25 protein-coding genes and 1 tRNA gene are annotated in these 26,479 nt (G+C 70.4%); 15 read left to right on the top strand and 11 right to left on the bottom strand.

The features are described 5' to 3' along the window. Window positions 1–114: 114 nt before the first annotated feature. From F0U44_RS11735 to F0U44_RS11715, 5 genes are all read left to right on the top strand, one after another. Window positions 115–567 (top strand): hypothetical protein, encoded by a 453-nt coding sequence (locus F0U44_RS11735; protein ID WP_149728456.1) that lies wholly within the window; start codon window positions 115–117, stop codon window positions 565–567. 135 nt (window positions 568–702) lie between these two features. After that, a complete protein-coding gene (locus F0U44_RS11730) occupies window positions 703–2,223 on the top strand; it encodes a T9SS type B sorting domain-containing protein (protein ID WP_149728455.1) in 1,521 nt (506 codons plus the stop codon). A 33-nt stretch (window positions 2,224–2,256) separates the two neighbouring features. Further along, window positions 2,257–6,096: an ATP-dependent RNA helicase HrpA gene (gene hrpA, locus F0U44_RS11725; protein WP_149728454.1), complete on the top strand. Its 3,840-nt coding sequence runs from the start codon at window positions 2,257–2,259 to the stop codon at window positions 6,094–6,096. A 35-nt stretch (window positions 6,097–6,131) separates the two neighbouring features. Then, window positions 6,132–6,734, top strand: coding sequence for a hypothetical protein (locus F0U44_RS11720; protein WP_149728453.1), 603 nt, complete (start codon window positions 6,132–6,134; stop codon window positions 6,732–6,734). 205 nt (window positions 6,735–6,939) lie between these two features. Then, on the top strand, window positions 6,940–8,331 hold the full coding sequence (locus tag F0U44_RS11715; RefSeq protein ID WP_188113438.1) for an extracellular solute-binding protein: 1,392 nt from the start codon (window positions 6,940–6,942) through the stop codon (window positions 8,329–8,331). Window positions 8,332–8,347: 16 nt separating this feature from the next. On the opposite strand, the gene F0U44_RS11710 is transcribed toward F0U44_RS11715, so the two are convergent. Next, window positions 8,348–9,622 carry an HRDC domain-containing protein gene (locus F0U44_RS11710; protein WP_149728451.1) on the bottom strand — a complete coding sequence of 425 codons (1,275 nt, stop codon included), beginning with the start codon at window positions 9,620–9,622 and terminating at the stop codon, window positions 8,348–8,350. Continuing rightward, complete coding sequence (locus F0U44_RS11705; RefSeq protein ID WP_149728450.1) at window positions 9,622–10,236, bottom strand: DUF3000 domain-containing protein; 615 nt, start codon at window positions 10,234–10,236, stop codon at window positions 9,622–9,624. Before F0U44_RS11705 ends, F0U44_RS11710 begins: the two co-directional genes overlap by 1 nt. A gap of 107 nt (window positions 10,237–10,343) precedes the next feature. Here F0U44_RS11705 and hemE point away from each other — a divergent pair, with 107 nt between their 5' ends. From hemE to msrB, 7 genes are all read left to right on the top strand, one after another. Continuing rightward, complete coding sequence (hemE, locus tag F0U44_RS11700) at window positions 10,344–11,396, top strand: uroporphyrinogen decarboxylase (RefSeq protein ID WP_149728449.1); 1,053 nt, start codon at window positions 10,344–10,346, stop codon at window positions 11,394–11,396. Window positions 11,397–11,464: 68 nt separating this feature from the next. Beyond that, window positions 11,465–11,992, top strand: coding sequence for a DUF4189 domain-containing protein (locus F0U44_RS11695; protein ID WP_149728448.1), 528 nt, complete (start codon window positions 11,465–11,467; stop codon window positions 11,990–11,992). 21 nt (window positions 11,993–12,013) lie between these two features. Next, window positions 12,014–13,375, top strand: coding sequence for a protoporphyrinogen/coproporphyrinogen oxidase (locus F0U44_RS11690; protein WP_149728447.1), 1,362 nt, complete (start codon window positions 12,014–12,016; stop codon window positions 13,373–13,375). Then, entirely contained in the window at window positions 13,372–14,106 is a 735-nt protein-coding gene (gene hemQ / locus F0U44_RS11685) for a hydrogen peroxide-dependent heme synthase (protein ID WP_149728446.1), read from the top strand. The genes F0U44_RS11690 and hemQ overlap by 4 nt, the downstream gene beginning before the upstream one ends. A gap of 77 nt (window positions 14,107–14,183) precedes the next feature. Then, entirely contained in the window at window positions 14,184–14,645 is a 462-nt protein-coding gene (locus F0U44_RS11680) for a cysteine dioxygenase (RefSeq protein ID WP_149728445.1), read from the top strand. A 14-nt stretch (window positions 14,646–14,659) separates the two neighbouring features. Then, window positions 14,660–15,061 (top strand): rhodanese-like domain-containing protein, encoded by a 402-nt coding sequence (locus tag F0U44_RS11675; RefSeq protein WP_223163655.1) that lies wholly within the window; start codon window positions 14,660–14,662, stop codon window positions 15,059–15,061. Window positions 15,062–15,083: 22 nt separating this feature from the next. After that, window positions 15,084–15,479, top strand: a complete 396-nt coding sequence (gene msrB, locus F0U44_RS11670) for a peptide-methionine (R)-S-oxide reductase MsrB (RefSeq protein ID WP_149728443.1) — start codon at window positions 15,084–15,086, stop codon at window positions 15,477–15,479. A gap of 37 nt (window positions 15,480–15,516) precedes the next feature. Here the strand turns inward: msrB and F0U44_RS11665 are convergent, their stop codons facing one another. Beyond that, the gene (locus F0U44_RS11665; protein WP_149728442.1) at window positions 15,517–16,560 is read right to left on the bottom strand and encodes a calcium-binding protein; all 1,044 of its coding nucleotides are present in this window, start codon (window positions 16,558–16,560) and stop codon (window positions 15,517–15,519) included. 52 nt (window positions 16,561–16,612) lie between these two features. Here F0U44_RS11665 and F0U44_RS11660 point away from each other — a divergent pair, with 52 nt between their 5' ends. After that, window positions 16,613–17,695: a DNA polymerase domain-containing protein gene (locus F0U44_RS11660; protein ID WP_149728441.1), complete on the top strand. Its 1,083-nt coding sequence runs from the start codon at window positions 16,613–16,615 to the stop codon at window positions 17,693–17,695. Between the two features lie 3 nt (window positions 17,696–17,698). On the opposite strand, the gene F0U44_RS11655 is transcribed toward F0U44_RS11660, so the two are convergent. From F0U44_RS11655 to pdxY, 8 genes are all read right to left on the bottom strand, one after another. Beyond that, complete coding sequence (locus F0U44_RS11655) at window positions 17,699–18,319, bottom strand: hypothetical protein (RefSeq protein WP_149728440.1); 621 nt, start codon at window positions 18,317–18,319, stop codon at window positions 17,699–17,701. A gap of 151 nt (window positions 18,320–18,470) precedes the next feature. Beyond that, window positions 18,471–18,731: a hypothetical protein gene (locus F0U44_RS11650; RefSeq protein ID WP_149728439.1), complete on the bottom strand. Its 261-nt coding sequence runs from the start codon at window positions 18,729–18,731 to the stop codon at window positions 18,471–18,473. 55 nt (window positions 18,732–18,786) lie between these two features. Next, a complete protein-coding gene (locus F0U44_RS11645; RefSeq protein ID WP_149728438.1) occupies window positions 18,787–19,335 on the bottom strand; it encodes a hypothetical protein in 549 nt (182 codons plus the stop codon). Between the two features lie 16 nt (window positions 19,336–19,351). Further along, window positions 19,352–20,464 (bottom strand): ATP-dependent DNA ligase, encoded by a 1,113-nt coding sequence (locus tag F0U44_RS11640; RefSeq protein WP_149728437.1) that lies wholly within the window; start codon window positions 20,462–20,464, stop codon window positions 19,352–19,354. A gap of 11 nt (window positions 20,465–20,475) precedes the next feature. Next, on the bottom strand, window positions 20,476–21,693 hold the full coding sequence (locus F0U44_RS11635) for a DUF4032 domain-containing protein (RefSeq protein ID WP_149728436.1): 1,218 nt from the start codon (window positions 21,691–21,693) through the stop codon (window positions 20,476–20,478). A gap of 26 nt (window positions 21,694–21,719) precedes the next feature. Further along, window positions 21,720–22,154: a redox-sensitive transcriptional activator SoxR gene (gene soxR / locus F0U44_RS11630; RefSeq protein ID WP_149728435.1), complete on the bottom strand. Its 435-nt coding sequence runs from the start codon at window positions 22,152–22,154 to the stop codon at window positions 21,720–21,722. Between the two features lie 56 nt (window positions 22,155–22,210). Further along, window positions 22,211–22,283: transfer RNA gene (locus F0U44_RS11625), tRNA-Thr, on the bottom strand. Window positions 22,284–22,316: 33 nt separating this feature from the next. After that, complete coding sequence (gene pdxY, locus F0U44_RS11620; RefSeq protein ID WP_149728434.1) at window positions 22,317–23,165, bottom strand: pyridoxal kinase PdxY; 849 nt, start codon at window positions 23,163–23,165, stop codon at window positions 22,317–22,319. Between the two features lie 98 nt (window positions 23,166–23,263). On the opposite strand from pdxY, the gene F0U44_RS11615 reads away from it, so the two are divergent. Both F0U44_RS11615 and F0U44_RS11610 read left to right on the top strand, forming a co-directional pair. Then, complete coding sequence (locus F0U44_RS11615) at window positions 23,264–24,913, top strand: GMC family oxidoreductase (RefSeq protein WP_149728433.1); 1,650 nt, start codon at window positions 23,264–23,266, stop codon at window positions 24,911–24,913. Continuing rightward, window positions 24,913–26,472 carry a succinic semialdehyde dehydrogenase gene (locus tag F0U44_RS11610; protein WP_149728432.1) on the top strand — a complete coding sequence of 520 codons (1,560 nt, stop codon included), beginning with the start codon at window positions 24,913–24,915 and terminating at the stop codon, window positions 26,470–26,472. Before F0U44_RS11615 ends, F0U44_RS11610 begins: the two co-directional genes overlap by 1 nt. Window positions 26,473–26,479: the final 7 nt, after the last annotated feature.

The raw sequence follows: 26,479 nt of genomic DNA, 5'->3' as shown, positions 1-26,479 counted from the left end.
GTTTCCTGTGTACGACGTGTGCGCGCGGCGTGGGTCGAGGAGCCGCCATCGGTCATGGCCGGTTGGTGGCTGATGCACAGGCGCGGCACAGGAAGCCGGGACAGCGTGATGCCCATGAGCGAACACGACGACAACGACCTGGACCCCACGCCCGCCGCCGAGCCGGTCGAGCCGGCCGAGCCCACTGGGCCCATCGAGCCGGCCGTGCCCACGACCCGCTGGCGCGATCGTGCGTTCCGGATGCGTTCGGTCGCAGCGGTCGCCGCGGCGGGGGTGATCCTCGGCGCCGTGGGCGGCTCGGTGACGACCGCCCTGGTCAGCGATCACGATCGCGGCGACCACCGCCGGCCGCCCGAGATGGTCGGATTCATGCAGCAGGGCGGGATGCCCGCCGTACCTCCGGGTGGCCGGCAGGGCTTCCCCGGTATGCCGGGCCAGCCCGGTCAGCCCGGCGACGACGACAACCTGCCCGACCTGCCGCTCCCGCCCGGGACCGACAGCGACTCGGACTCCGACAGCGACTCCGACAGCGGCTCCAACCAGGACAGCAGCTACTCGAAGAGCTGACCTCGCTGCGCTCGGACCCCCGCGCCACAAGGGAAATAGTTGGGTTTCGACGAGAAATCCAACCATTCCGCTTGTTGCGCGGCGACCCCCGCTTACGATCTCCCGGTCCGATCGGGCGAGACACGGGGGAGTGGCATGGCGAGGTCTTCGGTACGAGTGCGCGCTGCGGCGCTCGTCGCGCTGCTCGCAGCGTTGGCTTCGGGGATTCTCGTAGCGGCACCTTCATCGTCGGCCGACGGCACGCTGACCGTCACGTGGCCGGAGATCACGGACCTCAACCCGGACATCACCGACTACGTGATCGACGTCCAGCACACCGGCGCCGGACACCTGATGCTCCTCTTCCAGGGCACGACGTGGACCGTGGAGCCGGTCGCGTCGAGCGGGCCCCACGTGGCCACGTTCCCTGCGGGGGTCAACGGCACCCTGCACCTGCGGCTCTACGAGTGCCCGACGGAGGCGTTCACGAATGATTGCCGAGAGCGGGGTCCCTTCCACGAGGTGCACGTCTACACAAGATTCCTCGCAGGCACCGACACCCCGTGGCGCGTCGGGCCGTCGATGCTCCGGCCGATCCTCATCACGCCCGCGCCGACGACGACGCTCGACATCGCGTGGACCGTTCACCTTCGGGGCGGGAGCGGCCCGGTGCTCGTCTCCGGCGATGCGACGGGAGTTCCAGCGGGAGGCCCACTGCCTCCGATCGGCCCGACGGACGCTCTGTTCGATGGCCACGAGTACGACTACACAGCGACGGTTACCGCTGACGCCGGTGTCTACGGCCACCTCGTCGGGGAAATCACCGACACCTTCGAATGGGACGCCACCAACGAGTCGAAGATCATCGGGTTCGACGTCCGCGACACCTTCCTGCACAGAATGGTCAAGGATGCGGACGTCTTCTACCCGGCAGCCGACGACGGTGACGGGTGGCGAGACGAGGTCCGCATCCACCTGGTCGGTAACACCGACCCGATGAAGAGCGTCCAGACCACGATCACTGGTCCGTCTGGCGACTTGATGCTCAGCGTGGCCGACCGCGCCTTCCTGTGGAACGGGCGCGACGGTGACGGTGAGCTCCTGCCGGAGGGGACCTACACCGTCACGATGGACACCGTCGACCAGGCCGACAACGAAAAGGTCGTCACGGGACAGATCGACCTGTCCTACGAGCGCCTGGTGCAGACGACCTGGAAGCGCACGGTGTCGGCCCGCGGGACGATGCTCGACAAGTATGTCGGCCGGTGCGCCTCGTTGAAGACGCCTGCCCGCGCCGGCTGGCGCGGATCGCTCGGCTTTCGCGCCGAGGCGCGGTGCAGCCGGTCGCAGCGCGGGGTGGCCACCTCGCACGGCATCTATATCCCGGTCGGGCCGTTCCAGATGCCGCTGTGGGTGCGCATCGACGCCTACGGTGGCGGAGGCCGTGGTTCCCAGCTATCGATCTACCAGTACAACCGGCGCTCGGAGTGGATCGCCCGCGCGAAGCTCGACGGCAAGGTCCGTCAGCACCGGGGCAACCAGGTGTCGGCGGTCCGAGCCGTGCTCGGTGACGTCTGGGACGACCCGCACGTGATCTGGTCGGTCGGCCTTGACGATGGCGCGGCCTACGACGTCAGGGACTTCACGGTCAACGTGCGCTACTGGGACATCCGCTAACCCGTTGGCCCCCCACTCGTCGGTCAGGGGAGAATGACCCACGCTGTGAAGATCACCTACCCGCCCGACCTCCCGGTCAGCGCCCGCCGCGAGGACATCGCGCAGGCGATCCGTGACCACCAGGTCGTGATCGTCGCCGGGGAGACCGGCTCGGGGAAGACGACACAGCTGCCGAAGATCTGCCTGGAGCTGGGCCGCGGCGGGACCGACGAGCACGGGCGCAAGCAGATGATCGGGCACACCCAGCCGCGGCGGATCGCGGCGCGGGCGGTGTCGGAGCGGATCGCCGAGGAGCTCGGCACGGAGCTGGGCGAGCTGGTCGGCTACCAGGTGCGGTTCACGGACCGTACGTCGAAGGCCAGCCGCATCAAGCTGATGACCGACGGCATCTTGCTCGCGGAGCTCCAGCGCGACCGGATGCTGCGCCGCTACGACACGATCATCATCGACGAGGCGCACGAGCGCAGCCTCAACATCGACTTCCTGCTGGGCTACCTGCGCCAGTTGCTGCCGAAGCGCCCGGACCTCAAGCTCATCATCACGAGCGCGACGATCGATCCCGAACGGTTCGCGGCGCACTTCGCCGACCGGGCCGGCAAGCCCGCGCCGATCGTCGAGGTGTCGGGGCGGACCTACCCGGTTGAGATCCGCTACCGACCCCTGATGGAGCTCCCCGAAGAGGACGAGGAAGCAGAGGCGATCCAGCGCGACCCGACCGAGGCGATCGTCGAGGCGGTCAAGGAGCTGTCGGCGGAGGGGCCGGGCGACGTACTCGTCTTCCTCCCCGGCGAGCGCGAGATCCGCGATACGGCCGAAGCACTGCAGCCGTTGGCGGAAGGTCCGCGCGGGGTCGACGTACTCCCTCTCTACTCACGGCTGTCCGCCGCCGAGCAGCACCGCGTCTTCGCCCCCGCCCGCGACTCCCGTCGCCGCATCGTGCTCGCCACCAACGTGGCCGAGACCTCGCTGACGGTGCCGGGCATCCGCTACGTCGTCGACACCGGCGTCGCGCGCATCTCCCGCTACTCCGCGCGCACCAAGGTCCAGCGGCTGCCGATCGAGGCGATCAGCCAGGCGTCGGCCAATCAGCGCTCCGGACGATGCGGTCGGGTGGCGGCCGGCGTCGCCATCCGTCTGTACGGCGAGGAGGACTTCGACGCGCGACCGGAGTTCACCGACCCCGAGATCCTGCGCACCAACCTCGCCTCCGTCATCCTCCAGATGACCGCGCTGGGGCTCGGCGACATCGCGCGGTTCGGGTTCGTCGAGCCGCCGGACCGCCGCAACATCCAGGCGGGCCAGCAGCTCCTCGAGGAGCTCGGCGCGATCAACGGGCAGCGACTGACCAAGACCGGGCAGCGTCTCGCCCGCCTCCCGATCGACCCCCGCCTCGGCCGGATGCTGCTGGAGGCCGAGCGGCTCGGCTGCGTGCGCGACGTGCTTGTGATCGTCTCGGCCCTCTCCCTGCAGGACCCGCGCGAGCGGCCCGGCGCCGACCACCCGGCCGAGCAGGCGCGGGCCGACCAGGCCCACGCGCGGTTCAAGGCGGAGGGCTCGGACTTCCTGACCTGGCTCAATCTGTGGCGCTACCTCAAGGAGCAGCAGCGCGAGCTGTCCGGGAGCGCGTTCCGCCGGATGTGCAAGCGCGAGTACCTCCACTACCTCCGCGTCCGCGAGTGGCAGGAGTTCCAGAGCCAGCTCCGGCAGGTCACCAAGGAGATGGGGATCCGCCTCGAGAAGGGCGAAGGAGAGCCGGACGCCGACGGCATCCACCAGGCGCTCCTGTCGGGCCTGCTGAGCCACATCGGTCTGCTGGAGGAGCGGGAGAAGCCGAAACCCGGCAGCAGGCAGGCCAGTCGTCGCCCCGGCCCCCGCGAATACCTCGGCGCGCGCGGCGCCAAGTTCGCGATCTTCCCCGGCAGCGGCCTGGCTCGGAAGAACCCGCCCTTCGTGATGGCCTTCGAGCTCGTCGAGACCGGCCGCCTGTGGGCGCGCCAGAACGCCGCGATCCAGCCCGAGTGGGCCGAGCGCATCGGCGAGCACCTCGTGAAGCGCACCTACTCCGAGCCGCACTGGTCGCAGAAGCGACAGTCGGTGATGGCGCGCGAGCGCGTGACCTTGTACGGCGTCCCGCTCGCCGCCGATCGCCTCGTCTCCTACGGCAAGGTCGATCGCGAGCTGGCGCGCGAGCTCTTCATCCGGCACGCCCTCGTCTACGGCGAGTGGTCCACGCGCCACCAGTTCTTCCACGACAACCGCAAGCAGCTGCAGCAGGCCGAGGAGCTCGAGCACCGGGCCCGGCGCCGCGACCTGGTCGTCGACGAGCACACGCTCTTCGACTTCTACGACGCTCGCATCGGACCCGACGTGGTGAGCGGCGCGCACTTCGACCAGTGGTGGAAGGGCGCGCGCAGGGAGCGGCCGACCCTGCTGACGTTCGATCCCGCGATGCTCACCCACGACGCAGCGGCCGAGGTGACCGAGCAGGACTACCCGGAGCGGTGGGTCGCCGACGGCGGCCTGACCTTTGACCTGGCCTACCACTTCGAGCCGGGCGCGAAGGACGACGGCATCACGATCGACGTACCGGTCGCGGTGCTCAACCGGGTCGGCGACGAGGACTTCTCCTGGAACGTCCCCGGCCTGCGCGAGGAGCTGGTCACCGAGCTGCTGCGCAGCCTGCCCAAGCAGCTGCGGGTCAACTTCGTCCCGGCGCCCAACACCGCGCGCGACTTCCTGGCGCAGGTGCCGGCGGGGGAGGAGGCGCTCCTCGACGCGCTCGAGCGCTTCCTGCGCTCCACGACCGGCGTCCACGTGCCGCGCGAGTCCTGGGGGATCGACCAGTTGGCGTCGCACCTGCGGCCGACCTACCGCGTCGTCGACGAGAAGGGCCGCGAGCAGGCCCGGGGCAAGGACCTGGCAGCACTCAAGGCGCCGCTGCGTCCGCGCTTCGAGAAGGCGATGGCCGAGGTCGCGGCCGACAGCGGCGTCGCCCGCACCGGTGAGCGGTCGTGGGTCTTCGGCGAGATCGCGGCGACCGCGACCTGGACCCGAGCCGGACACGAGGTCGAGGCGTTCCCCGGCCTGGTCGACGAGGGCTCGACGGTCGGGCTGCAGGTCTTCGGCTCGGTCGAGGAGCGCGACGCACGCCATCGCCTCGGCCTGGTCCGACTGCTGCTCGTCGAGCTCGGCGAGGCGCCGCTCGGCGGGCTCGTCGACGGCCTCTCCAACGAGCAGAAGCTGCGGCTGACGGGCACGTCGTACCCCTCGGTCCAGGCGCTCCTCGCCGACTGCCTGCGGGCCGTCGTGGTCGACGCCGTCGACGCAGCTCAGGCGCCCGGCATCCTCCGGATCCCGAGTGCGTACGACGCCCTGCTGGCCACGCTCCGCGCCGAGGCGGCCGCGGCCGTCCGCGCGCTGGTGCCGGACCTGCTGCGGGTCCTGGACGCGCACAGGGAGACCGACCGGCTGCTGAGCGGGAGGGCCGAGATGATCCTGCTGCCCGCGCTGTCGGACATGCAGGCCCAGCTCGGCCGGCTGGTGCCGACCGGCTTCGTCGGGGAAGCCGGTGCCGCGCAGTTGCGGCGCTACCCGGTCTACCTCGCCGCGATCCGCCGCCGCCGCGAGCAGCTCGCGGAGAGTGGGATGGCCGTCGGCCGCGACCGCGAGTGGCTCGACCGGGTGCTGCCGCTGCAGGAGGCCTACCTCCACCGGATCGACGCCCTCCCGGCCGGTCGCCCGCCGGCGGCGGGGCTGCGCCAGGTGCGGTGGCAGCTCGAGGAGTTCCGCATCTCCCTGTGGGCGCCCCAGCTCGGGACGGCCGGCAAGGTCAGCGACGTCCGCATCCGCAAGCTGCTCGACTCCGCCACGTAGTCTGACCAGATGGTTGAGCGGCATGGTTGAGGCACATGGCTGAGGGGCGCGGTCGCCACCACCGACCGGCGCCGCGGACGACAGCCTTCTTCGACGAGTTCGCCGCCGGGAGCGACCCCGAGCGCCTCCGCGAGGCGGGCGACCGAGCGGCCACGCTGCTGGTCCGCGGGGCTCGGGAGCAGGGCGACGCCGACGTGGCCGACCGACTCGTCCACCTCGCCGACACTGAGGGCATCGAGGCCATTGCCGAGGTCTGGTCGGGCTCCACGCCCGACTCCCTGGCCGGCTGCCTCTGGCGCCTCTACCTCCTGCGCTCCTGGGTCTATGCCGACCCGGTCGGCGTCGCCCGCGAGTTCGAGGCCGGCCGCAACGCGGCGCAGGTCGCGCGCGTCGTGGCGGGCGTGGCCGATCCGCCCGGGCCCGACCAGCTGCGGGCGATGGTCGACGAGGTCCTTCGCGGGATCGCGGGCAGCGACTTCGCCGACGTACTCCTGCGAGCAGCCGCCTTCGCCCGCGTCGTGGCCACCGGTCGGGCCGCACTTCCCGGCACGAGCCACGACGACGTACGCCGCATGCTCGCCCTCGCCGAACAGCTCGAATCAGCGGGTCATGTCGAGCTGGACCGCGGGCTGGCCTGAGCCCACTACAATGGGGATTCGAGTGCGCCGGGCCGCGGCAGCCCCGGGTCCCAAAATTAGCCGCCACGAGCGGCCACGCGCCGTGAGGCGCTCCCGGTCCGGTGCACTCGACAATCTGCCGGCGGGACACCGTGTCTTTACCGGTCGGTAGGGTGGCGGCCGGTGCGGCACCCCGCGACCGGCAATGACAGGAGACCACCGACCGATGTTCAGCTTGGCGCGCTTCGACTGGCGCACGTTCGCCGCCGTTGTCGTGGTCGCGGTGAGCGTCGTCGTGGCGATGGTTCTCTACGCCGACAGCGACGGCCCGGCCCGACCCGAACCGAAGCCGCCGACCAAGCCCAGTCACGGCATGGCCCGCCTGGTCTTCGCCGTCTTCGGCAACGACGAGGAGATCGCGGCCTACCGCAAGGTGGTCGACGCCTACAACACCGAGTCGAAGGTCGTCGACGTCCACATCGAGTCGTGGCCCGACGCCGACGCGATGCTGACCGACATCCGTTCCGGTGAGGTCGCCCCCGACCTCTACCTGCTGCCGCGCGAGGACCTCGGCGAGACGATGGAGGCGGAGCGCAACCGGCCGGTGCTCGACCTCCTCGACGCCCGAGGCATCGCCTTCGGTGACGAGTTCTCCCGCGACGCCATCTCCGCCTTCTCCGCCAACGACACGCTGCAGTGCATGCCCTACGCCAGCTCGCCGATGGTCATCTACTACAACACCGACCTCATCGACTTCGACCGGATGGCCGCGCGCGACCTGCCGGTCCCGCCGGAGGACCGGGAGTACTGGACGCTCGACCAGTTCCGTGCGGCAGCCGCCTTCGCGAGCCGGCCGCGCAAGGACACCAAGGGCGTCTTCATCGAGCCGACGATCGAGGGGCTCGCCCCCTTCATCTACGCCGGCGGCGGCAAGCTCTTCGATGACGACCAGGACCCGACCTCGCTCGCGCTCTCCGACGCCGATACGGCCGACGCGTTGCGCCAGACCCTCGAGGTGCTGCGCGATCCGACGATCACCCCGACCAACAAGCAGCTCGCGGAGAAGCCCGCGCTCGACTGGTTCGAGGAGGGCAGTCTCGGCATGATCGCCGGCTACCGCGACCTCACCCCCGAGTTGCGGGCGGTCGAGGGCCTCCACTTTGACGTCATGCCGATGCCCGAGCTCGACGACGACGCGACGGTCGGCGACCTGACCGGCGTCTGCGTCTCGGAAGGTCCGCAGGAGCGGGTCGAGCAGTCGGCCGACTTCCTGGTCAACCTCCTGAGCGACGAGGCCGTGTCGGCCATGGCCGAGACCGGCTACCTGATGCCCACCAAGATCGACGTGAGCTTCTCCGACGCCTTCCTCCAGCCCGACCTGCAGCCCGCCAACGCGCGCGCGTTCGTCGACTCGACGCGGTCGATCGTGCTGCCGCCGCTCTTCGACAGCTGGCCCCTCCTGGAGGCCGCCGTCGACCCCGACCTCGAGCGGCTCCTCACCCAGCCCCGCATCGACGACCTCGAGGCCGAGCTCGAGGCGATCGACGAGAAGTCCAAGCCGGTACTCCAGCCCGAGGAGCCGACCGACGAGCCGACTGAGTCGGCCAGCCCGAACTAGTCCCCGCTAGTCCCAGCTAGTCCTTCGGCTCCGGCTCCGCGTCGAGCACGGCGCGGGCCAGCGCGGGCGCCGTCAGGCCGATCTGCCAGCTGCGAGAGCCATAGCCGCGCAGCTGGTCGATGAGCCGCTCGAGCAGCTCGACCGGGTCGCGTGTCGACGGCGGTTCCCACATCGCACGGCGCAGGTGGTCGGGCGTGAGCAGGTTCTCGGCCGGCAGGTTGTGCTCCTCGGCGAGCGCCGCGATCGCGGCCTTCGCGAGGTCGAGCCTGCGGGCGGCGATCGGGTTCTTCTCCGCCCACGCGCGCGGGGTCGGCGGCCCGTCACCACGCGGCGTGCGGTTGGGCAGGTCGGCGTCGTCCATCTCGGCGGCAGCCTTCAGCGCGTCGAGCCACGTGGGTGCGAAGCGGGACGCGCCCCGGCCGTGGAAGCCCGGGGTCGACATCAGGGCGCTGCGGTTGGTCGGCATCGCGGTCGCGGCGGCCACCACCGCGGAGTCGGGGATCAGCCGACCGGGCGTGACGTCGCGTTCGCGAGCGAGCTCGTCGCGCGCCTCCCACAGGGCCCGCACGGCTCCGAGAGCCCGCCGGCCGCGCACCTTGTGCAGACCGGACGTACGGCGCCACGCCTCCGTGCGGACCGCCGGCTCGAAGGACCGCAGGTTGTCGAACTCCTGGCGGGCCCAGTCGTCCTTGCCCGCTTCGACGAGCTGGGCAGCCAACAGGTCGCGCAGCTCGACGAGGACCTCGACGTCGAGGGCGGCGTATTCGAGCCACGGCTCGGGCAGCGGTCGCGTCGACCAGTCGACGGCCGAGTGCTCCTTCTTCATCCGCGCGCCGAGGAGCGTCTCCACGAGCGTGGCGAGGCCGACCCGCGGGTAGTTGAGCAGTCGGCCGGCGAGCTCGGTGTCGAAAAGGGCGATCGGGGCGAGCCCGACCTCCGCCAGGCACGGGAGGTCCTGGGTAGCCGCGTGGAGGATCCACTCCGTGTCGCCGATCGCCTCGCGGAGCGGGGCCAGCGAGGACAGCGGGATCGGGTCGATCAAGGCGGTGCCGGCGCCCTCGCGACGCAGCTGGATCAGGTAGGCGCGGTTGGAGTAGCGGTAGCCCGACGCGCGCTCGGCGTCGATCGCGACCGGGCCGCTGCCGGCGGCGAGCTTCGCGCAGTAGTCGACGAGCGCCTCGTCGGTCTCGATGACCGGGGGCAGGCCGTCGGCGAGCGTGAGCAGCGCGACCTCGGGCTCCGGCGCGGGGAGGTCTTCCTCGGGCGCGTCGGTGGGGGGCGTTTCCGACATCAGACCGACGAGCCTCGCTGGCCGCGGCGCGACGGCATCACCGCGACGCCGTCGGGGACCGGCTCGAGCCCGCCTGCCGTGCACAGCAGCTCGGCCCAGGCCTCGACGTGGGCGGCCAGGTCAGGGGCGTCGGTCGGGGTCCAGGACGCGCGTACCTCGAGCTGCGCCGACCCGCCGTCGCCGGCCATGGTGCCGTAGCTCTCCGTGGCGACGCGGGTGACCGTGCCCGACAGCATCGAGTATTCGGCGCCGTGGGACTCCAGGGCGTCGGTGAGCCAGGTCCAGCCCACGTCGGTGAGCATCGGGTCGGTCGCGAGCGCGTGGTCGATCTCGGCGCGGCAGTAGGCGACGCAGCGGAACGTGCCGTCCCAGGCGTCGTTGCCGGCGGGATCGTGAAGGAGCACGATCCGGCCGGTCGCGACCTCCTCGTCGTCGAGCGTCACGTCGGCCGAGAGGGCGGTGGCGAAGGGGGCGATGCGCTGGGGTGCGGGCATCTGCTCGCAGAAGATCTCCTGGCGCAAGACAGCCTCGCCCATGCTGGCCACGGCGGCGCTGAACTCCGGGGGCTCACCGGCAGCGCCGGACCCCTGGTGCGACTCCTGCCGGGCGACCATAGGGCCACCATAGGAGACGTCACGGGGTTCGGCCCTGCGGCACGCCGCCCCCGGCTCCGGGGCCCGATGTGCGCCAGCGGGCCCGACCTGAGACTCTTTGAAGCGATATGGGCGAGCAAAACCACCTCAGCGACAGCGCGTTCCTCAAGGCAGTACGAGGAGAGCCGGTCCCGCACACCCCCGTCTGGTTCATGCGGCAGGCGGGCCGGTCGCTGCCCGAATACCTCGCGATCCGCGAGGGCACCCAGATGCTCGAGTCGTGCATGAACGCCGAGCTGGTCACCGAGATCACGCTCCAGCCCGTGCGCCGCTACGGCGTCGACGCGGCGATCTTCTTCTCCGACATCGTGCTGCCGCTGAAGGCCGTCGGTGTCGACCTCGACATCAAGCCGGGCGTCGGTCCGGTCGTCGCCGACCCGGTGCGCACCCTCGCCGACGTCGAGGCGATCCCCGACCTCACGCCCGAGCACGTCCCCTTCATCACCGAGGCCGTGCAGACGCTGACCTCCGAGCTCGCCTCGATCAACGGCGGCACCCCGCTCATCGGGTTCGCGGGTGCGCCGTTCACCGTGGCGTCGTACCTCGTGGAGGGCGGGCCCTCCAAGGAGCACGCCAAGACCAAGGCGCTGATGTTCGGCGCCCCCGACGTCTGGGACGCGCTGATGCGCAAGATCGCCGGCATCTCGGCGGCTTTCCTCGAAGTGCAGGTCGCGGCCGGTGCCTCCGCGATCCAGCTGTTCGACTCGTGGGCCGGCGCGCTCACCCCCGGCGACTACCAGCAGCACGTGATGCCGCACTCGTCGGCGGTGCTCGAGCGGATCGGTGCGCTCGGCGTGCCCCGGATCCACTTCGGCGTCGGCACCACCAACCTGCTCACCCTCATGGGTGAGGCGGGTGCCGACGTGGTCGGCGTCGACTGGCGCACGCCGTTGGCCGACGGCATCGCGCGCGTCGGTGACCGTGGTGTGCAGGGCAACCTCGACCCCACCCTGGTCTTCGCGCCCACCGAGGTGATGACCGCGCGCGCCGCCGAGGTCATCGAGGCTGGCCGCGCGGCCAAGGGCCACGTCTTCAACCTCGGTCACGGTGTCATCCCGTCGACCGATCCCGACCAGCTCGCGCGGCTGACCGAGTTCGTGCAGACCTACCCGCTCGATTAGTCCGATCGGGTGATGCCGACTGCGGAGTCGGCGCCTACCGTGGGCCCTCCCGTCGGTAGGAGGCAGGCATGGCCTGGTGGAAGACGTTCGTGGTGTGCCTCGGCACCGCGGTCGCGCTTGCCCTGGTCGGGGTCCTGAGCGTGCTCTCCATCAAGGCCGGGGCGCCGAGCGACCCGGACGAGCCCGAGGTGAACGCGACGATCGTGGGCACCTCCGACGCGCCGGCGCCACCGCGTCGGCACCCCCGCGGCAACGCCGATCCCGGCGAGCCCACCTACGCCGCGATCGCGGTCAACCGGGACGAGGGCACCTACGGGTACTCCTACAACTTCGAGCACCAGCCGGCCGCCGAGCGCCGCGCGCTCAGCGAGTGCGCCGCGCAGTCGGAGGATGCCGACCCGTGTGAGTCCGTGGCCTTCACGCGCCGGGGCTGCGTGGCGGCTGCGCGGGTGCTCGATGCCGACGGTCGCGTCGTCGATGTCACCGTCGGCACCGCCCGCGGGTGCAACACCGCCCAATCGCTCGCCCTCCGTGCGGCGTCGGACCCGGCGCTGGTGATCGTCGCCGTGAGCTCGGCCGAAGGCGCGGTGCCTTAGAGCGTCTGCCACGCTTGACCCGTGGCGCGGATCATCGTCGTGGGTGCGGGCATCAGCGGGCTGACCGCTGCCCGTGACCTCACCGACGCCGGCCACGCCGTGCTGGTCCTCGAGGGCACCGACCGGATCGGCGGCAAGCTGCGCCGCGGCGAGGTCGCCGGTGTCACGGTCGATGTCGGCGCCGAGGCGATGATCAACCGCCGCCCCGAAGGTGTCGGGCTCGCGGCCGATCTCGGTCTCGACCTGGTGCACCCGACCGCCGCGACCTCACGCGTCTGGACCCGCGGCGCCCTGCGGCCACTGCCGCGCACCCTGATGGGTGCACCGCTCGACCTGGACCAGCTCGACGCGAGCGGGATCTTGTCGCCCGAGGGCGCCCAGCGGGCGCGGGCGCAGCAGGTGCCCCACCCCGACGGTGATGTCTCCGTCGGCGCGCTGGTCGCCGAGAGGTACGGCGACGAGGTCGTCGACCGTCTCGTCGAGCCCCTCCTCGGCGGTGTCTACGCCGGTCACGCCCGGCAGATCTCGGCGCGCGCCGCGGTGCCCCAGCTCATCGAGCTGCTCGGCCGCGAGCAGGTCGTGCTGCCCGCCGGGCCGTCGACCGCGGAGTCGCCCGTCTTCGCCGGCATCCCCGGCGGCATGTGGCGGCTCCCGGAGGCGATCGAGGCGGCCGGTGCCGGCACGGGCCGGCTCGACATCCGGTTGGGCGCGGTGGTGCGGGAGGTGCGTCGTACTCCTGAGGGGTGGGCGGTCGCCACCGATACCGCGATCGAGGCGGCCGACGCCGTCGTGCTCGCCACGCCCGCGGCGCCCACCGCCAAGCTCCTCGCGGATCTGGCCCCTGCGGCCGCCGCCGAGCTCCAGACGATCGACTACGCCTCCTCAGCGCTGGTCACCTTCGCCTTCGACGCGTCCCCGGAGGTCCGTGCGGCGATCGACGTCGGCGCCTCCGGCTTCCTCGTGCCGCCGGTCGACGGGCGCGCGGTCAAGGCCGCCACCTTCTCCTTCGCGAAGTGGGACTGGGTGCGCGCCGCGGGCGGGGACCTCCTCGTCCTGCGCACCTCCCTCGGCCGCTACGGCGAGGAGGCGACCCTGCAGGTGCCCGACGACGAGCTGGTCAGCGCGTCGCTCGCCGACCTCGCCGACGCCACCGGGCTGACGGCACGGCCCGTCGACGCCGTGGTGCAGCGGTGGGGTGGTGGCCTCCCGCAGTACGCCGTCGGCCACCTCGACCGCGTCGCCCGCATCCGCGCCGCGGTCGCGGTCGTGCCCGGTCTCGCCGTCTGCGGCGCGGCCTACGACGGCGTCGGGATCGCCGCGTGCATCGCCTCGGGCCATGCCGCGGCGGACCGGCTCGTCGCCGCTGCGACAATGGAGGCATGACCGACCCGCAGGCGGACATCAAGTCCAACGCCGCCAAGATCAACGAGCTCAACGACACGATCCGCTTCACCATGTGGTCGGTCTTCAAGCTCGAGCGTCCGATCGGTGGCGACGACGTCGTACGGAAGACCGAGGCCGCCGAGGTCGAGGCGCTGCTCGCCGAGCTCGCCGGGCCGTCGGGGGGCGATGTGGTGGTGCGCGGCATCTACGACGTCGCGGGACTTCGGGCCGACGCCGACCTGATGGTCTGGTGGCACGCAGCGACGAGCGACGAGCTCCAGGTGGCCTACCACCGGCTGCGTCGTACGGCGTTCGGCACCCGCCTCGCGCCGGTCTGGTCGCAGATGGCGTTGCACCGTCCGGCGGAGTTCAACCGCAGCCACCTGCCGGCCTTCCTCGCCGAGGAGCAGGCGCACGACTACGTCGCGGTCTACCCGTTCGTGCGCTCCTACGAGTGGTACCTCCTCGAGGAGACCGAGCGCCGCCGCCTGCTCGCCGAGCACGGCCAGATGGGGCGCGACTACCCCGACGTGCGCGCCAACACCGTGCAGTCCTTCGCGCTCGGCGACTACGAGTGGATCCTGGCGTTCGAGGCCGACGACCTCACCCGCATCGTCGACCTGATGCGGCACCTGCGCGGCTCGGAGACCCGGCGCCACGTGCGCGAGGAGGTCCCGTTCTACACGGGCGCGCGCGTCGAGGTCGCGGAGCTGATCGACCGCCTGCCGTGACCCGCTTCTGACGAAGTGTGAGTGGAATCTCCGAACTTTGTTTGGAAAGTCTATCGACTTAGTGCACTATTGATCGCATGTCCGGTCCAGCCACTGCACTCGCTGTCCTTCCCCTCCTCGAGGTCGTGCGTGACCACGCCGCCGACCCCGATCTGCTCGAGCTGCTGGACCCCTGCCCGCAGGACCGGTCGTGGATCCGCCTGCTCGCCACCGACGACTACGAGCTCTGGCTGATCTCCTGGCCGGTCGGTGCGGCCACCGACTGGCACGACCACGGCTCGTCGTCGGGCGCGTTCACCGTGCTCCGCGGCCAGCTGACCGAGCACACCTTCGACGGCGGGCTGCAGCTCGTCGACCACCAGGTGGGTGACGGCAAGGCCTTCGGTGCGGGCTACGCACACAACGTGCGCAACGACAGCGACGAGCCGGCGCTCTCGCTGCACGCCTACTCGCCCCGGCTCACCACCATGACCCGGTTCGCCTTCCGCGGCGACCGCCTCGAGGTGCTCGGCGTCGAGCGCGCCGGGGAGGAGTGGTGACTACCGTGGTCTCCGTGCGGTACGACGGCGTGGACGCCCTGCTGGCCGACGCGCGCTCGCGCCTCCACCGGCTCCCTGCGCGGGAGGCCTACGAGGAGATCGTGTCGTGGGGCGCCGTACTCGTCGACATCCGGCCGGCCGAGCAGCGCCGGGCCGAGGGTGAGGTCCACCCGAGCCTTCCCGTGCTCGTCGTCGAGCGCAACGTCCTCGAGTGGCGCTTCGACCCGCGCAGCGACGCACGGTTGCCCGGAGCGTCGTACGACCGGCGGGTGATCGTGCTCTGCCAGGAGGGCTACACCTCCTCGCTGGCCGCCGATGCCCTGCAGAGCATCGGCATCCACCGCGCCACCGACGTCGTCGGCGGGTTCGCAGCATGGCGTGCGGCGGGGTTGCCGGTGTCAGGTGTCGAAGCGTGACGGGCTGGGTAGCCTCGTCGGCATGACCTACAACGTGGAGAAGACCGACGAGGAGTGGAAGGCAGAGCTCACTCCCGAGGAGTACGCCGTGCTCCGCAAGGCCGGCACCGAGCGCGCCTTCAAGGGCGAATACACCGACACCGAGACCAAGGGTGTCTACCGCTGCAAGGCCTGCCAGGCGACCCTCTTCGAGTCCGACACGAAGTTCCACTCCGGCTGCGGCTGGCCCAGCTTCTACCAGCCGATCAGCGACACGATCGAATACATCGAGGACAAGACGCTCGGCATGGTCCGCACCGAGGTCCGGTGCGCCAACTGCGGCTCCCACCTCGGCCACGTCTTCCCTGACGGCTACGGCACCCCCACGGGCGACCGCTACTGCATCAACTCGATCAGCCTCACGCTCGAGGAGAAGTAGCCAGACGTGACGCGTCGGAGTCCTACGCCGCGTTAGGTCACAGCTCGCAGGAGCGCTTCACCTCCGCGAGGCACAGGTCGCGCCCGGGTCCGCCATGGGCTTTGTCCGCGCCCGCTTCGCCATCGATGTCGTCGCGGCCGCGCCGACCGTAGTGGAAGTCGTCACCGGCGCCGCCGCGGAGCAGGTCGGGGCCGTCGGTGCCGAAGACCTGGTCGTTGCCGTCGTCGCCGTACAGCTGCGAGGCGAAGTCGTCGCACAGCTCGGGCACCGGGAAGGCGTACAGGAAGTCGTCCCCGCCTCCCGCGTGGATCTCCGCGTTGCAGGCGGCGACGTCGATGTTGTCGAACTCCTCCGAGCCGGTCACCGAGATCGACTGCGCGATGCTGTGGGTGGCATGGAAGACACGGAAGTACTCGAAGTCCCGGATGCTGCCGGCGTCCTGCCCGTCTACCTGGATCGGGCCGGCACCCAGGTCGAAGGACGCGGTCTCGCATCGTGCGCAGAGCGTGTAGTAGTCGTCGAAGTTGCCCCCGGCGTCGACGTCGATCCCGGCCCGGGGCCGGGTGGCGAAGAGGTAGTCGTTGTCCGGCCCGAGATTCCCGGTGACTGCGCCGTGGTAGCCGCCGTAGACGTAGAGGTAGTCGAAGTGGCTGCCGAGGTCGATCTGCTTGTGGTCGGAGGCGATGCCCGAGTGGATGCTGACCTCGTCCCACCCGTCGCCCCCGACGTAGGTGTCGTCGCCCGAGCTGCCGTCGGCGCCGCGCTCGCCGAGATCTGTCTCGACGTGGGGACCATTGAAGGCGGTCGTGTCGACCAGGTCGTCGCCGGCTCCGGGGACCACGTCGACCAGCTCTCCGCGCGTCACGCAGATGACGTCGTCGCCGGCCCGCGTGTGGACGTTGCGGGCGCCGTTGGTGACCACGACGTCGTCACCGGCCGTGCCGCGCAGATCTGCGCCGCGGGTGCCGACCAGCGTGGCCGCGAGGCCCTGGCAGGTCGGCGTACCTGCACTGGCCGTCGGGGGTGAGGCGAGCCCCAAGGCGAGAAGCGTGAGGAGCAAGGTCGCCGAGATGGTCCGCATGGCTCATCATCACCCGCCCGGTCCGTCCGTGCTGCCGGTTAGGGTCGGTGCCATGGCGAAGACGGCGGCGGCCGAGGTCCAGGCAGGCGACCGCGCGGTGCGTATCTCGAGTGCTGACCGGGTCATCTACGAGGCGACCGAGCGCACGCCCGAGGTGACCAAGCTGATGGTGGCCGAGTACGTCGTCAGCGTGGCCGACGGGCTGATGCGAGCCCTGCGCCACCGGCCGACCGCGTTGGAGCGGTGGCCCAGCGGCGTGCGAGAGGGCTACAAGCTGGCCACCGGTGCGTTCCAGAAGGACGCCGAGGCGTTCTATCAGAAGCGGGTGCCGAAGGGCGCCCCTGACTACCTGGAGTCGGTCGGCATCACCTTCCCTTCCGGCCGCACCGCCGATGAGATCTGTCCGACCGAGATCGCGGTGCCGGTGTGGTGTGCCCAGATGGGTGCGCTGACCTTCCACCCCTGGCCGGTGCGGCGCGATGACGTCGACCACCCCGACGAGCTGCGTATCGACCTCGACCCGCAGCCCGGCACAACCTTTGCCGACGCGGTGCGGGTCGCCGGCGTCGCGCGGGAGGCCCTCGAAGACCTCGGCATCCGCGGCTACGCGAAGACCTCCGGCAACCGTGGCATCCACATCTACGTGCGGATCGAGCCGCGCTGGACCTTCGAGGAGCTTCGGCACGCGGCGATCGGCTTCGGCCGCGAGCTCGAGCGTCGCGACGGCGGAGTGACCACCGCGTGGTGGAAGGAAGAGCGCGGCGAGCGCATCTTCGTCGACTTCAACCAGAACAACCGCGACCGCACGATCGCCTCGGCCTACTCACTCCGGCCGATCCCCGGTGCCCCCGTCTCGACGCCGGTCACCTGGGAGGAGCTCGCCGACCTCACGGATCCCCGCGAGTTCAACCTCTTCACCGTGCCCGACCGGGTTGCCGACGGTGACCCGTGGGCGACGATCGACGACGAGGCGTTCTCCCTGGAGCCGCTGCTGCAGCTGTGGGAGGAGCTCCCCGGTGGGGAGCTCAACTTCCCGCCCGACTATCCCAAGATGCCCGGCGAACCGCCCCGCGTGCAGCCGAGCAAGAAGGTCGCCGAGCACTGGGACGCGGACGGCAACCGGATCGAGAAGTAGGACTCAAGTTCGCCGCTCGGCCAGAACGACAGGGACGCGCGACGTCGTGGCGATGTGGCTCCCCAGGGCGCTCCCGATCCGGTTCGAGATGTCCTGGACTCGAGCGAAGTCCGTCTCCAGCGGCCGCGTGTGGATCGGCTCGTGATGCGCGATCCGGTTGCGCAGGCGACGCAGGTCGTCCAGGTCGGCGTGCAGCCTCCGGCGGCGGACGGGCTCCTCAAAAGCATGGCGCAGCGCCGGTTGCCATAGGCGCCGGTTGTACTCGTCGGCCAAGAGCGACCACCAGAATCCGAATGGCAGTTCTGCGACGAGCTTGCCGCGTGGTGCGGTCGTGCCACCGGCGTGACGGGTCGCGACGACGATCGCTTCTCGCGAGCGTCGCGACAGAACGGGTGACGATGGATGGAGCCAACCGGCTCCGATGAAACGCGCGGCAGCGTCGTCGAGAGCGTTGCGAAGTCCAACCTCGAGATAGTGGATGGACTCGAAGAAGGCTGCACTGATCCTCGTGTTCCAGTCGTACAAGGCGATGGCCCGGGTCCAGTCGTTGCTGGTTGCCGAGAGATAAGGCCCGATGCGGGCCGGTGAGAGCAGCGCCGCCAGTGTCCTTGCTTCCCGCGACATGGAGCTCCTCCCAAGATTGGCTGTGTCGGATCGGGAGCGTATGGTTTGGATCCGACAGAGAGCCCCGGGATACATGGCGTAGCGGCGCAAGCCAGCGAAACCCCCCGGGGCCTTGTCGTTCCCGGGCGGGATGTTGTCGCGTCGTCGTCGGTCAGAAGCCGATGACGACCGCGACCTCGCAGAGGCGCGCCAGGTTGTTGCGCATCTCCTCGTCGAGGTCAGGCACCGACTCGCTGAGCATCAGCTGCGCCGCCGACCGCGCCGCGCGGCCGCGATGGGGCATGTCGAGGTCGAGCACGATGGAGACGACCTGCCGGCAGAGGTCGACTGCCAGGTAGGTCTGGGCTGCGTTGAGCTCGCTGTCGAGCAGGCTCTGGAACAGCCGCTCGTCGAGGGTGTGGTTGGCCGCCATGTCACCTCAACGAGCGTCAACGCCTCCGGGCTACGAGAGGCGCAGGTCACGCCGATCAGAGGCCGCTGATGCCCTCGCCGCCGCCGGCCTGCTCGTCGAAGTTCTCGTGCTCGAGCAGGTGGAGGACGGGCACGCCGAGCTTGCGGCGGGCGCGCGAGGTCCAGTCGACGTGGAAGAACTCGGCGACGACGTGAGGACGGGTGAGGACGATCGCCTCGCGGCCGTCGACCGCGGCGACCTTGTCGGCCAGCGCATTGACCGGGGAGTCGCCGACGACCGCGGCGCTACCGACGTCGGCACCGGTGGCGAGGAGCGCCTCGGTGGTGGCCGCCAGGTCGTGGTCGGCCTGTTCCTTCTGCTCCTCGCGCAGCGTGGCGAGCTCGTCGGGGCTGGGGGTCATCGGCGGCGCCAGCAGGTCGGCTCCGCCGATCGCGCCGAGCGACGCCTCGACCGCCGCGGCGGCATCAACCAGGGGCATCAGCACGTGGTAGACGACCCGGGCATCGAACTCCGCATGGAGTGATCTCACCTGGGCGGCATCGGCCGCGGTCAGCGGCTGCTCGACGAGGAGGACGACGTCGTACTGCTCGGGCCCGGTCTCCATGGTCAAGTCCTACACCTCAACCGGCGGTGGTTCCACCCAGCACGGCGGCGAGGTCGTAGGAAACCGGCTGCTCGAGCTGCTCGTAGCCGCACGACTCCGGGTCGCGATCCTCGCGCCACCGCTTGAAGTGGGCGGTGTGGCGGAAGCGACGGCCCTCCATGGCGTCGTACTTCACCTCGAGCACGCGCTCGGGACGCAGCGGGGTGAACGACAGGTCCTTGCCCTGGCTCCAGCGGCTCTGGGTGCCGGGCTGGCGGCCGGGGTTGGCGACGAGGAACTCCTGCCACCGGCCCCACGGGTGCTCCTCGATCGGTACGACGAGCGCCTGCAGCTCCTGCCACAGCTCGGCCCGTCGCGCAGCGGTGAAGCTCGCGCTGACGCCGACGTGCTGGAGCTCGCCGCCGTCGTAGAGACCGAGCAGCAGGCTGCCGAGGAGCGGCTTCTCCGGCGTGCTGGTCTTGTGCTCGCGCATGCCGGCGACGACGACGTCGGCGGTTCGCTCGTGCTTGATCTTGAGCATGGTGCGCGCATTGGGCTGGTACGGCGTTCCCAGCGGTTTCGCGACCACGCCATCCAGGCCCGCGCCCTCGAACTGGTGGAACCACTCCTCGGCAACGGCCGGGTCGGTGCTCGTGCGGGTCAGGTGGCACGGTCCTTCGGCGGGCAGACCGGCGAGCGCCTCGACGAGCGCCGCGCGCCGTTCCGAGAACGGTCGCTCCAGGAAGGACTCGTCGCCGAGCGCGAGCAGGTCGAAGGCGACGAAGCTCGCCGGTGTCTGCTCGGCCAGCAGGTTGATCCGGCTCGCAGCCGGGTGGATCCGTTCCTGAAGGACCTCGAACTGCAGCCGGTCCCGGCCGTCGGTCGGGAGCGCCACGAAGATCTCGCCGTCCAGCACGCACCGCGCCGGCAGCTGCTCGCGTGCCGCGACCACGAGCTCGGGGAAGTAGCGGGTGAGCGGCTTGGTGTTGCGGCTCGCGAGCTCGACCTCGTCGCCGTCCTTGAAGAGGACACAGCGGAAGCCGTCCCACTTCGGCTCGAAGCTGAGGCCGCCGTACTTCGCCGGGTCGGGGACCCCGGACACCGCCTTGGCGAGCATCGGCTGGACGGGCGGCATCACGGGCAGGTCCACGGTTGCTGAGACTAGTCCGGCGCCACCAACTCATCGGGCCGGTGCGGCAGGACCGAGGCGACGTAGTCGCGGGCGGACTCGAAGATGTCGACCTCCTGGCCGGCCTGCTCGGAGAGGTACCACCGATGCACGAGCACCTCGTGGAAGAACTCCGGCGGCTCGAGCTTGCCGCGCTGCTCGCGCGGGAGCAGTGCGGTGAGCGGCTCGTAGACCTCGCCGAACCACCGGTTGGCCACGACCGCCCGGTCCTGGCGGCCGAGGTCGTGGTGGGCCGTGTAGGCGGCGAGGTCGTTGAGGAGGCGTCGCGCTTGGGCGTCCTCGACGCCGAGGCCGGTGAGTCCTTGCAGCTCGCGGGTGTGGTGGCCGGCCTCGACGACCTTCGGCTGGATGCGCACGGTGTCGCCGCCGAGGTCGGTGATGATGTCGAGCTCGTCGACGTCGAACCCGAGGTCGTTGAGCCGCTCGATGCGCTGCTCGATCCGCCACATCTCGGTGGTGTCGAAGACCTCCTCGGCGGTGAGCTCGCGCCACAGCGCGTCGTAGCGCTGGGCCAGCAGGTCGACGATCTCGTGGGCGCGGACGCCCGGGTCGAGCTCATCAGCGGCCTGGAGATCGAGCAGCTCGGCGAAGACGTTCTCGCCGGCGACGGTGAGGTCGTGCTCGCGCATCCGGTCGGACAGCGTCGGCTGCAGCTCACCGGTCTCGGCGTCGACGAGGTAGGCGGCGAACCCGCCCGCGCTGCGCCGGAAGAGCACGTTGGAGAGCGACACGTCGCCCCAGTAGAAGTCGGCGAGGTGCAGCCGGACGAGGAGTACGACGAGGGCGTCCACCAGCTCGGGGAGGTTCTCCGCCCCGAGCCCGTGTCGGAAGAGGCTGCGGTAGGGCAGTGAAAACTGCAGGTGGTCCGTGACCAGCGCCGCCGGGAGCGGCTGCCCGTCGGGGTCCTCGCGGCCGGTCACGACGCCGCGGGGCTCGACGGTCGGTAGGTCCATCCGGCGCAGGTCGCGTAGGAGGCGGTACTCCTTCAGTGCGATCTCCGGCTCGGTCTCCTTCACCGCGAGCGTCTGCTGGCCGGCACGCACGATCCGGACGACGTGACGGGAGAGCCCGCGGGGGAGCGGGACGGTGACGTCGTCGGGCCACTTCTCGAGCGGGGTCGCCCAGGGCAGGGTCAGCAGCGCAGTCTTCTCTGCCGCCCCGGATCGGCTGGCGACGACGTGCAGCGCCATGTCAGCACCGTACGCCGCGTCGCTCGTCAGGGCTCGAGCCGCACCGCGCCCTTGCCTCCCCGCTCGCCGGCGATATCGCCCGGGTTGGAGAGCCAGCACCCCTTCATGCTCAGGCAGCCGCACCCGATACACCCGTCGAGCCGCTCGCGAAGCAGCTCGATGCGCCGGATCTGCTCGTCGAGCCGCGGCCGCCAGTCCTTGCTGATCCGCGCCCAGTCGGCCTTGTTGGGCACCCGGTTGTCGGGCAGCGAGGCGAGCGCCTCGGCGACCTCCTCGAGGCTGAGGCCGACCCGCTGCGCTGCCCGGATGAACGCCACCCGCCGCAGCGTCGACTGCTCGTAACGGCGCTGGTTGCCCGTCGTACGCGTCGAGTGCACCAGCCCCTTCTCCTCGTAGAAGCGGATCGCGCTCGTCGCCACGCCCGCCCGCTCCGCGAGCGCGCCGATGGTCAGCAGGGTCATGCCGTGATGTTGACGTGCCCTCGAGAAGAGTTCAAGGATGCTTGAAGATCTAGCGGAGCCGGTGACAGGAATCGAACCCGCGACCCTCTTATTACAAGTAAGACGCTCTACCAACTGAGCTACACCGGCGCGTGCCTCGAAGAGGCGCGGGCGTCATGGTAGTCAGCGCAGGCGCGTGGCACCGAACCGAGCGGGTGGGTGGGCGATGGCGTCCTGGGTGGGGATGATCTGCAGCTCGCGGGTACCGGCCTCCAGCGTCGCGTCGAGTACGGCGAACACGCTGCTCGTCGTCCGTTCGAGGGCGGTGGCCGCGGCGCCCGTCTCCAGCAGGTGCGCGAGGTAGAGGGCGGCCGTCAGGTCGCCGCCACCGTTCGGGCTGATCGGCAGCAGGGGAGTGGTGACCGACCACGCGCCCTCGTCGGACACGGCGATCACGTCGAGGGAGTCGTCGACACCCGGGTAGCGGACCGAGGTGACGAGCACGTCGCGCGGGCCGACCGCCCGCAGCGCGTCGACGGCGTCGAGCACCTCTTCGACCGACGACGTGCTCCGACCCGTCAGGAAGTCGAGCTCGAAGTGGTTGGGCGTCACGATGTCGGCCCGCGGCACGACCGCGTCGCGGATGAACTCCGGGATGCCGGGACGCACGAACACCCCGCGGCCCACGTCGCCGATGACCGGGTCGCAGCAGTAGACCGCGGACGGGTTGAGCGCCTTGACCTGCGCGACGGCGTCGAGGATGACCGCACCCATTGCGGGATCGCCCTGGTAGCCGGAGAGGACGGCATCCGCCGTACCAAGGACTCCGCGATCACCGATCCCGGCGACCACCTCGGCGATGTCGGCCGGTGCCAACAACGGCCCGCGCCAGGCGCCGTAGCCGGTGTGGTTGGAGAACTGGACGGTCGCGATCGGCCACACCTCGTGCCCGAGCCGCTGCAGCGGGAAGACCGCGGCGGAGTTGCCGACGTGCCCGTAGGCGACCGCTGACTGGATCGACAAGATGCGCACCCTTCGATCCTCGCAGGGTTGCAATACGAAACGCTTTCGTAAACGAACTAGAACGCGTTACAGTTTGGTGACCGCAGTACCACGAAGGGGACACACACATGGCCAAGCGCACGGAGTCGCGCAGCAACGAAGCCGACTACGTCGTCGTCGGATCCGGGAGCTCCGGCTCGATCGTCGCCGCGCGGCTGGCCCAGTCGGGTGCGAAGGTGATCTTGCTCGAGGCGGGCAAGTCCGACGAGCAGATGCTGACGAAGATCCCCGGGATGATCGGCCCGATGCACGCGGAGCCGAAGATCAAGAAGCTCAACGACTGGGGCTTCTACTCGGTGCCGCAGGAGGGCCTCGACGGCCGCCAGATGCCGACCCCGCGCGGGAAGGTGCTCGGCGGCTCGAGCTCGGTCAACGGCATGGTCTACGTGCGCGGCAACCGCGCCAACTACGACTCCTGGGCGGCCGAGGGCAACACCGGCTGGAGTGCCGACGAGGTCAACCCGGCGTTCAAGCGCTACGAGGACTTCGAGGACGGCGAGAACGACTTCCGGGGCGCCGGTGGTCCGATCAAGATCACCCGCAACAAGAACCCGCAGGACGCCACGCACCAGTTCATCCAGGCGACCGCCGACACCCTCGGCGTGAAGGTCCTCGACGATTACAACGGTGCGGAGCAGGAGGGCATCTCGCGGATGCAGCAGAACGCATCCGACGGCCTGCGCTACTCCTCGGCCCGCGGCTACGTCCACCACCTCGCGCCGCAGACGCTCGAGGTGCAGACCCGCGTCCAGGCCACCAAGATCATCATCGAGAACGGCCGCGCCACCGGCGTCGAGGTCGCCGACCTCAGCAAGGACGGCCACGCCGAGACCGGCCGACGCGTCATCCGCGCCGGCAAGGAGGTCATCGTCGCGGCCGGCTTCATCGGCAGCCCGCAGCTGCTGATGCTCTCCGGCATCGGCCACGCCGACCACCTGAGCACCCTCGGCATCGAGACCATCGCGGAGCTCCCGGTCGGCGACAACCTGCACGACCACCTGTTCCACCCGCTGACGTTCCACGTGCCGTCGGTCAAGCACAAGGGCACGCCGTTCTACTTCGCCAAGGGCCTCCTCAAGGAGAAGACCCGCGGCGGCTCGTTCCTCGCCAACTCGGTCTTCGAGTCCGTGGGCTTCGTGCGCACCTCGCTCGCCGGCGACGGCCCGCCGGACCTGCAGCTGCACATGCTGCCGTGGGCCTACCCGACCCCCAACCAGGACGCCCCGGTCCGCCATGAGGTCGACTCGCGCCCGAGCATCAGCGTCTTCTCGACCCTGATCTACCCGCGCAGCCGCGGCACGATCCGACTGAGCTCGACCGACCCGCTGGCGACGCCCCTCATCGACTACGGCTTCTTCCGCGAGAAGGACGACATCGAGGTCCTCGCCGAGGGCACCGAGATGATCCGCGAGATCATGGCCAGCGCCGCGTTCGGTGGCGGGGTCAAGGAGGAGATCCACCCGGGTCAGGCGCTCAAGGGCGCCGAGCTCCGCGAGGCCCTCAAGATGCGGTCGACCTCGGTCTACCACGGTGTCGGCACCTGCCGGATGGGTGTCGATGACCGTGCGGTCGTCGGTCCCGACCTCAAGGTCCGCGGCATCGAGGGGCTTCGCGTCGCGGACGCCTCGATCATGCCGTCGATCACCGGCGGCAACACCAACGCTCCGTGCTACATGATCGGCGAGAAGGCCGCCGAGATCATCCTGGGCGGTCAGTGATGACGACGACCCGGCCCGCCGGCCTCACCGACGACTTCCTGGAGGCCCTCGTCAAGCGGGTCCCCGGTTCGTCGGGTGCGACGTGGAAGCTGACCGAGGTCTACACGGGCGAGCTGCTCGTGGAGCTGCCCCAGTCGACGCCCGAGGACATCGAGGCCGCCTTCGCCGAGGCCCGCCAGGCCCAGGCGCTGTGGGCGAAGTGGCCGGTCAAGAAGCGGCTCGAAGTCTTCGAGCGGGCGCACACCCTGCTGCTCGACAACGCGCTGACCACGACCGACCTGATCCAGGCCGAGAGCGGCAAGAACCGGCGGATGGCGGTCGAGGAGACCTGCGACCCGCCGATGATCATCAGCCACTACCTCAAGCGCGCGGCGAAGCTGCTCAAGCCGATCAAGCGCGGTGGCCCGATCCCGATGCTGTCCTCGTCGACCGAGGTCCACGTGCCCAAGGGCGTCATCGGCATCATCGCGCCCTGGAACTTCCCCTTCGCGACCGGTCTCTCCGACGCCATCCCGGCGCTGATGGCCGGCAACGCGGTGGTCGTGAAGCCCGACAACAAGACGGCGCTGAGCCCGCTCTACGGCATCAGCCTGCTCGAGGAGGCGGGTCTCCCGAAGGGCCTCTTCCAGGTCGTCTGCGGTGAAGGCCCCGACGTCGGCCCGACCCTGATCGACAACGCCGACTACGTCATGTTCACCGGTTCGACGGCGACCGGCCGGGTCATCGGCGAGCGGGCTGGTCGCAACCTGATCGGCTGCTGCCTCGAGCTCGGCGGCAAGAACCCGATGATCGTCCTCGATGACGTCAAGGTCGACGACTGGGTCGAGAGCGCGGCGTTCGGCGTCTTCGGCAACACCGGCCAGATCTGCATGCACATCGAGCGGATCTACCTGCCCGACAGCCGCTACGACGAGCTGAAGGACGCCTTCGTCCAGCGCGCCGCCAACCTGCGCATCGGCGCCTCCTACGACTTCGATCCCGAGATCGGCAGCCTGGTCTCGCCCGAGCACCGCGACCGCGTGGCGTCCCACGTCGACGACGCGATTGCGAAGGGTGCCACCGTGCTGACGGGTGGCAAGGCCCGGTCCGACATCGGCCCGGCCTTCTTCGAGCCCACCGTCCTCGAGGGTGTCACCAAGGACATGCTCGCGGGGAAGACCGAGACCTTCGGTCCGGTTGTGGGCCTCTACCGCTACCACACGGTCGACGAGGCCATCCGGCTCGCCAACGACACCGACTACGGCCTCAACGCCTCGGTCTGGAGCGGCGACATCGAGCGCGCCGAGGGCGTGGCCGCCCAGATCGACTCCGGCAACGTCAACATCAACGACGCGCTCGCGACGGCGTACGCCTCCAAGGGCACGCCGTCGGGTGGCGTCAAGCTGTCCGGCGTCGGCGCGCGGCACGGTGACCAGGGTCTGCTGAAGTACACCGACGTCAAGAACGTCGCGGTGCTCAAGAAGCAGGTCCTGGGTGCCCGTCCGGGCCAGGACTACGACGCCTACGTCAAGCAGATGGTGTCGTCGCTCAAGCTGATGCGGAAGCTGCGGGTGCGCTGACGCCCCT

Origin of the sequence: Nocardioides humilatus (assembly GCF_008373755.1) — a bacterium.
GTDB classification, from domain to species: domain Bacteria; phylum Actinomycetota; class Actinomycetes; order Propionibacteriales; family Nocardioidaceae; genus Nocardioides; species Nocardioides humilatus.
Note: the sequence above shows the minus strand (reverse complement) of the source record. Positions and strands in the feature narration are given on the sequence as shown.